Genomic DNA, 13,014 nt, shown 5'->3' on the forward strand with positions numbered 1-13,014 from the left:
TAATAATTAAAAAACCAACAATCAATTTGTTCAGGCATCATAAAGTCATTTATGAAAGTTTTTCTTATGGAAACGGAATGATAGCCCAACCAACAAAAAATATGACAATCATAAAGAACACCAAAAAACATCCAAGAAAAATGCCCAAAATCCCGAGAGAACGGCTGGATTTTGAAATAATGGCAAGGATTCCGAAAGCAAATGTCAAGATAATGAAGATAGTAGAACCACTAATGAAAGGGGCACCATAACCAATGATAATCCAACTATTAATCATAATAAGAATCCATAAGCCTAAGCCAACACTAGCCCAGCCAAACAAGCTAAAAATCGATTGTTTTAACGCACCCAATTCCATAATTTAACCTCCCCAAGTTTTAAGTGTTTAATCATTGTGTTATCTTTTAACTGTTCAATCTCTGCTTTAGGTCCTGTAATGACGACAGCGTAGGTTTTCATGTCTTGTTTCTCTAAATAAGATATTCTTTCTTTCAGTTCCAAATTTTTATGTGAGGAAACAGCTGTCGCAATATCCTCATAATTAGCTAAAAAGTGAAGAATCGACAAAAAAGTTTGTTCATGAGATGTAGAATTTTTAAATGGTGACCAATTTGTATAATCTTGTTGTACAGGATAACCAATTGGCGATACAACATTACCATTAGCACTTAGCATTTTGTCTTCTACACCTGTATAGATCGCTGCCCATGTGACATCTACCTTCGGCATTTCCTGAATTACTTCTTCAACTGTAAATAAATTGTTTAAAGAAATATATGCTTCCACAACCGTCTCATCAGGTAATCCTTTTAAGACTTGCCACTCCTCAGATGTATTAAATTCAGCTTGATTTTCTGGATGAACTAACCACTGGTTTGTTATAGTCGGGTATTTTGGATACGTTTTTTCTAACTTAGAAGTAGTCGTTTTTTCTACTAAATCATTCAACATAAAGCGTGTATCATAATGTTTAATCGGGTAGACCTCATCACCAATCTGCTTATATTGCTCAAAAGATAATAGCATCGAAAAAAGTGAAAAATCCATATCAAATTCAAGTTCCTCTAACGTAGTATTAGGGTCTGTTACATAAAGTGTCTGGCTTGTAACATCCATTAATGTTGTGGATTTTGTACCAAAAGCATAATACAAAAATGTTAGCATGTAGCAAGTCGGAACAATTAAAAGTGCAATTGTTAGCGTCGTTAAAATAAGCTTCCTTTTAGATGATGCAATGGCTTTTTTTACAACATTAGTAGAAGGTGTATTTATCTTTTCACTATCCTTTGCTTGTTGTAATAATTGTTCATAAGAATCCATCTCTATTCCTCCTTCACAATAAGTGCTCGCATTTTTTTACGTCCTCGCGCTAAATGACTTTTCAATGTATTCAATTTCAAATTTAAAATGTTTGCTGCTTGTTCGTTTGTACAGTCATTCACATCACATAACAAAATAATCTGTTTTTCAATTGGTTTAATTTGTTCTAATAGGCTTAATAGTTTTAGATATGCATCTTGTTCTACAATGATTTGTTCCGGTGTAGTCGAATAGATTTGATCAACGTTGTCTGATATCATATACCGGAGCTCTTTCCGTGTACTGTCGATATATGTATAGTAAGCTACCTTAAAAAGCCAAGGTTTGATATCTTGAATTTCTTGACCAAGCAGAGTGATATGCGCTTTTGTAAAAGTGTCCTGAAGCAAATCCTCAGCAGTAGTATGATTTTTGGTAAGTGAATATAAATAGCGATATATATCATTCATATAGGTGATATATATTGTTTCTAGCTCCATCTTTTCCCACCTTTCACCCTATCCTCGTTTAAAGACTAAAAAAAGTTGCAAAATATTTTAATAATTTCAAAATAATTATCTGATGCAATGTTGAACTATTCGCCTTCCGAATTATAAAATTTTATAGTTCTTCAATTTCAAAATTTAAAGTAATAAGATAATAAGTTATACAACTCAAATAGCCGACTATCAACTTGAATGATAGTCGGCATATTGTGTTATTGGAGATTATATTATCTCAACATACAATTGATTAGCTCTAGAGTCTTTTTCAAACATAGTGATTATTCTTATTTGCAATGTTATTTATACTAATAGGCTATTTCTCGACGGGGCGTTTTTTTCAATTTACAATCTTTTAAATTCTTCCATTTATTTCCATTCATGCTTTTCTAAGAAATACTCGGCTAACCCATTCGCCTTGTTTGTTATGTTTTGTGGATAATCCAATATTTCAAGAAGCTTAATCGCATTTTTCGTTTTTGACGGTCCAGAATGAATTGTATAATCAAAATGAACTTGACCATTTTCAATCGACTCACTGAAGTGATAATTTGTATAAGTACTTTTGGCGATTTCGGTTAATTCGATATCATGAGAAGCAATGATATTCATACCTTTATTCAAAGAAAGCCATTCCATCATAGCAGCCGATGCTGCTATCCGTTCAATCGTATTAGTTCCCTTTAGTATTTCATCAATAAATGAGATGCATGGTTTACCTTGCTCACACAGTTGGATAATACGTTTGAGTGACTTAATTTCAGCTATAAAGTAACTATCACCATCTAAAACATTATCTTGAATCGCCATTGAAGTTACAATATAGCTAGGTTTCATTGTCCAGTTTTCTGCTAACACTGTATTAATCGTTTGTGCCAAGATTGTATTAATAGCAATTGCTTTAATATACGTAGATTTCCCTGATGCATTAGACCCTGTAATGAGTGTGCTCTTGTATAGATTTGACGTGTTTTTTACTGGTTCATTGATAAGTGGATGAAACATATTTTTAAATGAAAGTTCCTCTTTCTCCATAAATGTAGGGATACAATATGTATCTAATGATTTTCTGTAAAACGCAACTGCTACCCCTGCATCCAGTTGACCAATAAGTTGCCATAAATCACGGTATTCTTCTTTATGTTTTGAAATCGTTTTAATAATATTGTTATAGGTAATAAAATCCAACAAAAATAGTATACGAATGTATTCAAAAATAATATCAAAATCTCCGTTGCCTCTTCCTATTGAAGTAATATTGCTTAAAACTAAAACTTTTTTGATTGGCTGAACTTTGACTTTGAACTCCTCCGCAAATGTTGTAAATTCCAAATGTTTGACGGATGCAAAGCGTTTACCAGTATTGATGATAGATGCTATGTACGATGTGGAGTATAAATTATTCTCTAACGCTGGTTTATTTTTATAGTATACAAATAAGTTAATTAGAAAAGATCCTACTAAACTAAAAATCCCGTACTTTAAGCTGAAAAACATCAAAATGGTTGAAGCAAATGGCATTAAAGCAAGCAATACATATATAGCTACATATTTTAAGTTACTTTGATTCACATAAAAAAAGGAAGACGAGTTTGTATAATCTTGTTTTCCAAGCCCTGATAATATGCGTAGGATGTCTTCTCTTAATCCTTGATTACTCTCCAGTAATGTGTAAAGTCTTTCTTTATCTTGTATATTTTTAAGCGATGGATCAATATCTCGAAGCTGATTAAATAAATATTCCGATCCAACAGAAGTCTGTGTGTAATTTACCTTTTTGAAAACAGTATTCATAGCAAGATCATCCCACGTCAACTGATCTATCCCGTCATATCTTTGTTCATTATTCTTTTTATTTTCCCAGTACATTGACACTGATTCATCATGTTCACTTTTTGAATTAAACTTTCCTAATTCCCATTCTTTCCTAAACTTTTTTAGTCTTTTCTTTTTTATCATTAAAATATTATAGATAAAAAAAGCGATTGCAACTATTACAAGAATTATTATTAAATTCATCATTTCTTTTATCCTCTATTTTTTGACCTTTTTTCATTTATAAGTTTGTTCGTTCTATATTTATTAGTTTAATTCTCCATATAAGAAATGCTTAAAAACCACAATTAACCACAATACTTAATAATTGTAAAATACACTACAAATTAAGTAAACTAAAAAGAGTAACATATAAGTAATATTGCAAGAATTGCGGTTAGATCAAATGCAAATAATATCGATAGGAAAAAAGCATCCTTTTTTCAGCTACTTTTAGGAAGCAGTTGCATTTGTAAATAAGAACTTTAAAAACTATAATTCTCCATTATTTAATTAAAGCAGATTAGTTAAATAACGGAAAAAATATAATGTAATGGAGTATGGTATATTGAATCAAAATGTTAATGTTTCAACATTTGAACTAGCGCAAGAATCTGTTAATTTCGTTATATTATGTCCTTTTAACTTGCCTAATGACTGTTCAGTTAAGGATATATCTCTAAAAAAAGAAACAAGAAGTTCTCGTTCTTCGATACGTTTTGAAATTTTATGTAAAAATAGAGTAGTAAGAGTTAAACAGTTTTATTATGATTGGGGAATTCCTACTGTATATGCAGATACTAATCTTGTTTCTCCTGGTAAATCTTTTGAGATTAACGGGATTGTTGGTTTTATTGGTATAGATTACAAAGGAAATCAAGCTGCTTGTTATGCTAGATGGTTCACAAATGTAGAATTATCTGTTTTAAAAGGAAGATTTGAAGAAGATGAGCTTATAAGAATTATTGAATCATTTACACCAACGGGGTCGTTTGCTATTAAAAAATTGGGAGAAAAATCATATACAACTACGAGTTATACAGCAAGATATGGTATACCTAAGTGGCAAGAAGATGAGATTTCTAGGGTGAAATGGTATGAAAATAATTTCGATATCAACAAAAAAATTTCTTTGCAAAACATTTATATACCAGCATTTGAATATCAAGATTTTTTCCTGGATTCAATAGGATTCAATCAATATAAATTTGGTGTAGAAACTCATTTCCTATATAGATCAAAGGTTAATTATACTGATGGTATTTGGTTTTGGTTAGCTCCAGAAGAGATGATCGAAAATCTCTCTTATAAAGAAGGAGAAAATATAGGAGTAAGACAAAGTTGGAATGTTAAAAAAGAAAAATTCTTAATAGGAAATATAGAAATAACAATATTATTACATAAACAAAATACACAATATTATGGTTGGTATGCTCATTGGAAGATTGGGAGATATATTTATCAAGTATTTATTCGTCCATCAGTAAATTTTAATATAGAAAAGTTTACTGGATTTATTAAGACATTACATGAAGTGAAATAAGAAAAATCAGTAAATATCAATTACCTTAGTTCACTAATGGCGAGCTTTAATTAAACAAATGATTTATTCAATACAAAAAAATTAAGGTTGATTTTACACGACTTAAAGCTCAAACTCTGTTTTTTTAATACCTTAGTTGCAACATTCTTTAAGAGAACGGACCAAAAAATGACCATCTCCAAAGCAAACATTTGGGATGGTCATTTTGTATTATGATCTTCAGCTAAGCGATACCCTTCTTGAAGCATAGGAATACTCAATCCGAAGGTCATTTGTAAGTGCGGATAATCTTTGAATTTCCGCCAATCTCCACCCCATTCAAATCCAAGCTCCTTTGCTAGTTCAGCAACTTCGAACCAATCAGATTGTCCATTGTGATTGCCATCATATTCAATATCCCATTCTATTCCGTCATTTGTATTCTTAATGGCATAGTCAAAGGCTAATCCATAATTATGAAAAGATTCTCCTCCCTTTGAATATGTGACGATGTTGCCTTTAGTAGATCTACCTTGGTTGTACAACTCATCCTGCTTTTCAAATGGTCTAAGCCCTTCTGTTATCATGACATCAATATCTATTTCAGCTGCTTTTTTTAATAAGATGTTTTTATTCTCTTCCACAATAGGATGTAGCTCCGTTGGGATTGGCGCCTCATCCCCAAGAAGAACATATTTGTCATCTTCTATTTGGCTAAATTTATAAAATAAACTAAAGGTAATAGTAAAAATAATAATAATAATGATTCCTGTAATTAAGATGTAATTAATACTGCTCTTCATGTATAACTGTCCACCTCTATAAATAATTCCCTTTAGTATGAAGCATTCAATTTTCCCCATTCATTATAACGTAAAAAGGCAAAAATAAAATGCTTGAGCTCGGTACAATACTGAACTCAAACCCTTACAGCTCCATGATTAAGTAGTTTATTGACAATATATTCGTTTAAAAACAAGTAAACCCTTAAAAAGATGACCCTAATTGGAATTTAATTACATTTTTTATTTTATCTTGTATAATATAAAGTAAGAATATTTAGATATCTCTTTTGTTTACATTCGAGCATTTTATAATTGTACATATTAAGAGATGTTACTCGTATTTATTAACTTTAAGAAAAGAGGAATAGCTATGATTCAGTTTGGAAAGCCGGATATAACAAATTTTTTACAAAATTTAACCGTTAGTGATTTTGCCGTAAGTCCTGATGAAAAGCAGATTGTATTATGTACGAATTTTAATGGTCATTTTAATCTATGGGGAATGGATGTAGAGAAAAAATTTCCATATCCACTAACTTTTAATAATCAAATCTCTAATTTTATTACATATTCGAAAACAGGTGAATTCCTTTTAGCTGGATTTGATAAAGATGGTGATGAAAATAGCCAAATTTATGCGATTGCACCTGAGGGAGGAAGCCAAGTACCTATTCGCTTTAAAGAGGGAGAGCGTCATCTCTACGCACATTTGACCGAGAATGGTAAAAATCTATATTACTCTACAACTGATGGGAATGCGAAGTATTTAAATAGTCTAGTTTATGACATTGAGAGTGGTAAGGAAAAGATACTTATAGAAGGTAGTGTTGCGCCTACTTTTATCGCTACAGTTAGCCCTGAAGAAAAATCATTTGTTTATATTAAATCGTTTGGTAATACGAATTCATTAGCATATGTACAGACCGATGTTGAGAATGTATTGCTCACACCACCAACGGATGAGCAGCATACAGTATCCGATTTTGTATATACTTCTGAAGACGAAATTTATTTTTTAACAAACTATGATGACGATCTTAGCTATTTAGCGAAATTTGACATTCAGTCGAGACAATTTAAAAAGGTGCTTCAATTAGAAAAAGAAGACTTTACAAGTATTTATTATTCAAAAAAAGAGAATGCACTATATATTGTTGGTTCTTATGGTGTAGAGGATCGGCTTTATCGTTATACAATTGCAGATGGAACAAATGAAAAAATCGAAATACCTGTAGATATTATTGAGAAAATGGTTATCATGCCAAGCGGACATTTATATTTGCTTGGGAAAACGGCTACGTAACCAAATAATATTTTTGTTTCAAAGGAAACAGGAAGTTCCTGGTTAGAGTTAACGCACTATAGAGTACCAGGTATTCGAGACGAGGATTTGGTGGAACCCGAAGTGCTGCGCTATCCATCGTTTGATGGTTTAGAAATTGAGGCACTCTTATTCAAGGCAAAGGAAGAAGATTCGAATGGTTATGTTATTTTATGGCCACATGGTGGTCCACAAGCTAATGAACGTAAATCATTTCGATCGATGTTCCAATTCCTTGTTAACCAAGGATACTCTATTTTTGCACCTAACTTTAGAGGATCATCGAATTATGGTTTAAACTTTATGAAAATGGTTGAAGGTGATTGGGGTCATGGCCCTCGTCTTGATAATATTAGGGGGATTGATTGGCTTATTGAAAAAGGCTATGCAGATCGTGATAAAATGCTGCTTTTAGGTGGTAGCTATGGAGGCTATATGGCACTTCTCCTACACGGCCGTCATGCAGATTATTTTAAAGCGGTTGTCGATGTTTTTGGTCCAAGTAATTTATTTTCATTTATTGAATCTGTTCCGGAGTTTTGGGGACCATTTATGAAGCAATGGATAGGTGATCCAGAGAAGGATAAAGATAAATTAATAGCTGATTCACCAATTACGTATTTAGACGGTATGACTAAGCCTATGTTAGTTATTCAAGGGGCGAACGATCCTCGTGTTGTACAAAAGGAATCTGACCAAATCGTAGCTGCGTTGACGGAAAAAGGACGAGAAGTGGGATATACTGTGCTAGAGGATGAGGGACATGGATTCACGAAAAAGGCGAACGAAATTTTCGTTTATAAAAAGATACTGGAATTCTTTAATACAGAAATAAATAAATAAATAAATAAATAACTGTAAAAACCTCCTATCAAATTAATTGGTAGGAGGTTTTTACAGTTTTAAATTTATAATAAACAACTTTATTACTAAAAAACGTTTTGCCACGTTTTTAAAAATTGCAATGTGCTTTCTCTTCCAATACTGATTAAACTTTCTTTTGTTTCTTGATTTAGATCAAATTGTGTCGCGCTGTAATTTTCAACGGGTATGAAAATAATGTCCTTTTCAAGTCTACGAGAAATATATCGCTCATCATGTGCATCTTTCATAGTTGTAAAGAGTGCTTCAAATAATTGGAGTCCATTATTAATTTTTTGCGGTTCCATTTCTTCTCTAGGATGACTTAGCTTCAATCCAATAACTGGCCGTTCTTTCCAACCACTATCATCATCAAATATCCATATCGGAAAATTACTAAGTACTCCTCCATCTACTACTATTGATTCTTCATTTGCAATCTTTAGTTTGACCGGCTCAAAGAAAAAAGGAATTCCACAGCTCATTCGTAAAGCGCGTGCAACTGAAAATGACTCCCCATCTACCCCATAGTTTTTTAAATCGTCTGGGAGTACTAGCATTTTGCCATTCGTTAAATCAGAAGCGATGAGCTTTAAAGAACCGCTTGGTAAATCACCAAATGTATAAATGCCTTTAATTGCTAGTTTTTTATAAAACCATTTTTCTAGTGCTTTTCCCTGATATAATCCCATTTTAAAATATAGATTTAGCCATTTCAGAAATGACAATCCAAACAATGTTCTAGGTGGATCAAGCAACGAAGAAACATCCAGTTCATCTAACATCTTCTCTATTTCAGTTGAGGTAAATCCAGCTGCGATAAAACTTGCGAAAATAGCACCTGCACTCGTTCCAGCTACTCGATTAAAATGAATGTCCCTTTCCTCAAGCACTTGATATGCTCCTAAATATGCAAAGCCTTTAATTCCCCCACCAGAAAATACCCCATCGACAATCAATACTTTTCCCCCTTCATCCGTACTGATAACTCCGTAAGAAATGAGAGCGTTATTAAGAACTTATGTCGAAAATGCCGTGAAAATGTTTCTTATCTAAATTAATTTATTTTGATTAGATTTAGAAAAAGGAAGTATTAAGGTCATCCTACAAGGTACCATCAGTGAATAATCGTTCCATTCATTTAATAGATTTGGAGATTCTTTAGGATGAAGAAGGATATGACTTATTTATAAAATGTGTAGAAGATGACTTCGATTGGAATGACATAGAACTTCCATACCATGATAAAGAATGTTATAAATCCGATGAAACGAATGATCTATCTCCTTCTAAAGTGTTTAAAAAATATAGACTTTAAAAGGAAAAAGAGAACTTCAAAATTGAAGTCCTCTTTTTATGTACAATTTGTATCATTAACTTTTCGAAACAAAAACTGAAATAGTTGCTTTTTATAATGTGATTAGTTTTCTAGCAATGAGATGCTCACATAACGATGCTAACGGTAAGCCAACTACGTTTAAATAATCCCCCTCAATACGATCGACCAAAAAGACACCTTCAGTTTGTATGCCGTAACCACCAGCTTTATCAAAAGGATCCCCAGTTGCGACATATGCTTCTAACAATGCATCAGAAACTTTTTTAAAGATGACTGTCGTTTTTTCAATTACTGTTGTTTCTGTTCCATCCTCTTCAATGATTGCTACAGCAGTTAAAACTTCGTGTGCTGTATTACGTAGAGTGCGAAGATGTGCCATTGCTTCGAAATGACTCTTAGGTTTATGTAGTAATTGATTGTCTTTTGCTACGATTGTATCTGCGCCAATGACTACTTGACCTGGTGATAATTTCGCAACTGCGCGCGCTTTTAATAGTGCAACCTCTGTAACATATTGCGACACTTCTGACGCTTGTACACTCGTTTCTTCTACATCAGCAGTAACGATTTCGAATGGTATATTTAAACGGCCAAAAAGCTCCTTACGTCGTGGTGATGCAGATGCTAAAATAAATGATCTTGTTGTTTGAAATTGCATAGTCCTCACTCCTCATTTGTATCATACAAAAGATGACGGTATTTGCAAAATTAAATCCTATTAGCTTTGAAGTAGTCCTCTCTAATTTTATTCTTCTCCTTAAAAACTGAGTGAAATTCGTTCAGAGTAATCATTTCTATTGACTTTTCTTCAATAAAAGATGGTAGTTTTACTGGATTCCTGGTTGATTCTTAATACTTCTAAGAATTTTTATAGAAATACCATTTCTAGCTTAATGCCAAATTAAAATGAAAATTGTATTTAAGCTCAGAAAAAAACTGCACCTACAATCATTAAGATTGAGATGCAGCATACGTCATAACATTAACATTATTTGTTCTGAAGTAATATGCTCATTTACTTCAATATCTAAAATTGTTAATCCCATCTGTTTAATAAGATCAACTACTAATGCATTCCCCATACAGAAGTAACGCATACGTTCCGGCATTCCTGCGGTCCAGTTGTCTGGGAATGAGTTTAATCTTTCGCACTCAATAGGTGTTAAGAAACGTTTTCGTCCATCAATCTCAACTATGTGTGTACTACGGTTAACTGAAGCTTCACTTGTTAACATTGTACGGCCTGGCCCATTTAAATCATCAGTTGGAGACATACCACCTTCAGAGAAAATGTATTTATGACCTTCTGCTGATGTACGCTCAATTTTTTTCGGTCCTCGTAAATATGTGAACTTTTCAACTTGAGCAGGTGTTAGATAGTACTTTTCATCTACTGTAACTTCTTCTACTAAAATATCTTTTAGTGGAATGAATTTTTCGTTTTCTACAATTGTTTGTGCTGTATAGACATTCCCATTCACCATCACTCCTGCTGTATGGAAAGAAAAAGAAAACTCGTCCGAAATTTCCACAATATCTTCAGGTAAAGTTACTGTACTAATACGTTCTTTATAAGGTTCTTGTTTTACAGAGAAAGTATTAGCAAAAAATCCTTCTTTAAATACAATATCATGTGAATTATAATCAAGTTGTTTTTCCGCAAAATCAAGTGTATTTTTATATGCGAAAATAAAGACACGACGACGTTTTTGTGCACATCCGTATTCAGCTGCATTCACTACTCGCCATTCCACAATATAGTTTAAATCACGGAATGTCGCTAGCATAATTGCAAAATCACGCCCACGTTGCTTTGACGGTGATTTCAATAAACGATCGACATTTTCCAAAAGTACATATTTAGGATGTGAGTTTTCAAGAACTCGTTTAATCTCCCAGAACAATACGCCTTTTTTGCCTTCAAGTCCTTTTTCATTTGATAAAGTTCGAGCTACGGAGTAATCTTGGCAAGGAAAACCGCCTACTAATAAATCTATGTTTAACTTTTGGAATACTTCATCAGGAACTGTCGTAATATCTTCATTACTATGAATTCCACTATTGAAGTTTCGAGTATAACAATCATATGCATCTTGCGTTTTGCGCGATGGCTCCCATTGGTTTGCCCAAACTGTTTTAAAAACATCTGAGTTCGCTTTTTCCAAACCTAATCGAAATCCACCCACGCCCGCAAATAACTCGACTACATTTAGAGCATTTTTCATATAGCGAACATCCTTTCTTATCTTTCTTTATTATAATGAAAAAGAGTACCTTAAGTCAAGATCAAAACTAATAATACTGCCATATTAATAATATCAAATTAGGCGGAAACAGGACTAAGTACCTATAATTAATACTGTTCCAGCTAATATATTTTAATTTTTTTCAAATTAGGTTCCAATACCCTTAACTTTAAGTCATAATTTCATATAAATCACTTAACTTCTTCAAATTGTAATTTTTTTAATTGTTTATTGTAACTATATTTCAACAACTTCAAATTAAACCACTCACTTGTTTTAGGAGGTCTTCTTCCTTTTGTAAAAACTCTTCTACCAATTAGCTTTTTTAATTCTATTACATCTACAGGAAAATCTCTTGCAACAACAAAAGCTTCTATCATATCATAATCCCCGAAAGTATATTCCTGATTGACCCAGTCAACATATTTCATAATTTGATGAATAACATCAACTGTTGCACTATCTTTTTTTATTTCAATTACTAAATATTTTGATACAGTGTGAAAGTTCGGAATGAATTTATAACCGAAAACGTCCATTTTATCCATATAGTCTACAGGTTTAAATGGAGAAGCTACCACTTGGTGTGAAAGGTAATCCCAATGACCAAATTCTCCATTTGGGTTGTTTTTTATGTAGGAGATAATTCCAGCTTCTATTGCCATTTCATGCTTTATAAAGGCTTCGCTAGATGCAAGTTCTAATATGTTTTCAGATGTTACCTTATATCTTTCACTATGTAACGCTCTTACTCTATCATGTAGAAGTATGGATGTATCGAAGATATTTTCTTGATCGAACATTTTTGATTCATTCGTTTTTAATATGACATCCAATAATGCCTTATTTTCAATGTCATCAATTTTAATAAATGAAAGTTTCCATAAAACTCTAAGCATTTTAAAAGATTGCGGATTAGATTCTAAAACGTCATCCATATCAATACCTTGTTTATAAAAATGAGGAGCCCCTTCAAAAGTACAGATAAAGCGATTCCCTAAATTAAATTCAGTTTTATTCAAAATCATTTGATCCTGTAAATCTTGAAATTTTTTACTTTGAGGAATATCCGCATCTGGAAAGTTTAATAATTTACAGTCTCCTTCTATATTTTTCAATTTACCTACACCGTATATTTTTCTTTTAATAAAGAAATAAACGTTATCTCCCTCTGACATTGAAAGATAATCTGCAAATGTCCCCTCATGATGTTTGCTCCAAACATCCTTACTAGGAATATTTAGATTTGTACTATAAATTCCATTATTAATTATTTCTGATAATGAATCAAAACTATCTAACGTAAAAATATATCCTGCCATT

Annotated in this window: 12 protein-coding genes; 3 read left to right on the forward strand and 9 right to left on the reverse strand. The window is 32.4% G+C overall.

Annotated features, from left to right (window positions below):
* Positions 1–64: 64 nt before the first annotated feature.
* The 4 genes from BK137_RS08605 to BK137_RS08620 all read right to left on the reverse strand — a co-directional run bounded on the left by BK137_RS08605 (position 65) and on the right by BK137_RS08620 (position 3,824).
* On the reverse strand, positions 65–358 hold the full coding sequence (locus BK137_RS08605; RefSeq protein ID WP_038181174.1) for a hypothetical protein: 294 nt from the start codon (positions 356–358) through the stop codon (positions 65–67).
* Entirely contained in the window at positions 340–1,320 is a 981-nt protein-coding gene (locus tag BK137_RS08610; RefSeq protein ID WP_038181172.1) for an anti-sigma factor, read from the reverse strand. Before BK137_RS08610 ends, BK137_RS08605 begins: the two co-directional genes overlap by 19 nt.
* A 2-nt stretch (positions 1,321–1,322) precedes the next feature.
* Positions 1,323–1,799, reverse strand: coding sequence for a sigma-70 family RNA polymerase sigma factor (locus BK137_RS08615; RefSeq protein WP_038181170.1), 477 nt, complete (start codon positions 1,797–1,799; stop codon positions 1,323–1,325).
* Between the two features lie 372 nt (positions 1,800–2,171).
* Positions 2,172–3,824: a MutS-related protein gene (locus BK137_RS08620; protein WP_038181169.1), complete on the reverse strand. Its 1,653-nt coding sequence runs from the start codon at positions 3,822–3,824 to the stop codon at positions 2,172–2,174.
* Between the two features lie 361 nt (positions 3,825–4,185).
* Here BK137_RS08620 and BK137_RS08625 point away from each other — a divergent pair, with 361 nt between their 5' ends.
* The gene (locus tag BK137_RS08625) at positions 4,186–5,160 is read left to right on the forward strand and encodes a hypothetical protein (RefSeq protein WP_038181166.1); all 975 of its coding nucleotides are present in this window, start codon (positions 4,186–4,188) and stop codon (positions 5,158–5,160) included.
* A gap of 200 nt (positions 5,161–5,360) precedes the next feature.
* Here BK137_RS08625 and BK137_RS08630 read toward each other — a convergent pair whose 3' ends face one another.
* Positions 5,361–5,942: a M15 family metallopeptidase gene (locus tag BK137_RS08630; protein WP_038181162.1), complete on the reverse strand. Its 582-nt coding sequence runs from the start codon at positions 5,940–5,942 to the stop codon at positions 5,361–5,363.
* 352 nt (positions 5,943–6,294) lie between these two features.
* Here BK137_RS08630 and BK137_RS22890 point away from each other — a divergent pair, with 352 nt between their 5' ends.
* Both BK137_RS22890 and BK137_RS22895 read left to right on the forward strand, forming a co-directional pair.
* Complete coding sequence (locus BK137_RS22890) at positions 6,295–7,227, forward strand: TolB family protein (protein WP_327192114.1); 933 nt, start codon at positions 6,295–6,297, stop codon at positions 7,225–7,227.
* A 90-nt stretch (positions 7,228–7,317) separates the two neighbouring features.
* Positions 7,318–8,088, forward strand: a complete 771-nt coding sequence (locus BK137_RS22895) for an alpha/beta hydrolase family protein (protein WP_327192113.1) — start codon at positions 7,318–7,320, stop codon at positions 8,086–8,088.
* A gap of 86 nt (positions 8,089–8,174) precedes the next feature.
* On the opposite strand, the gene BK137_RS08640 is transcribed toward BK137_RS22895, so the two are convergent.
* The 4 genes from BK137_RS08640 to BK137_RS08655 form a co-directional block, all read right to left on the reverse strand.
* Entirely contained in the window at positions 8,175–9,065 is an 891-nt protein-coding gene (locus BK137_RS08640) for a patatin-like phospholipase family protein (protein ID WP_038181160.1), read from the reverse strand.
* Between the two features lie 450 nt (positions 9,066–9,515).
* The gene (locus BK137_RS08645; protein WP_038181158.1) at positions 9,516–10,103 is read right to left on the reverse strand and encodes a Maf family protein; all 588 of its coding nucleotides are present in this window, start codon (positions 10,101–10,103) and stop codon (positions 9,516–9,518) included.
* Between the two features lie 316 nt (positions 10,104–10,419).
* Positions 10,420–11,670: a DNA (cytosine-5-)-methyltransferase gene (dcm, locus tag BK137_RS08650; RefSeq protein ID WP_038181154.1), complete on the reverse strand. Its 1,251-nt coding sequence runs from the start codon at positions 11,668–11,670 to the stop codon at positions 10,420–10,422.
* Positions 11,671–11,882: 212 nt separating this feature from the next.
* Positions 11,883–13,013: a hypothetical protein gene (locus BK137_RS08655; protein ID WP_038181150.1), complete on the reverse strand. Its 1,131-nt coding sequence runs from the start codon at positions 13,011–13,013 to the stop codon at positions 11,883–11,885.
* Position 13,014 lies beyond the last annotated feature (1 nt).

The organism is Viridibacillus arenosi (genome assembly GCF_001955655.1).
Lineage (GTDB): Bacteria > Bacillota > Bacilli > Bacillales_A > Planococcaceae > Viridibacillus > Viridibacillus arenosi.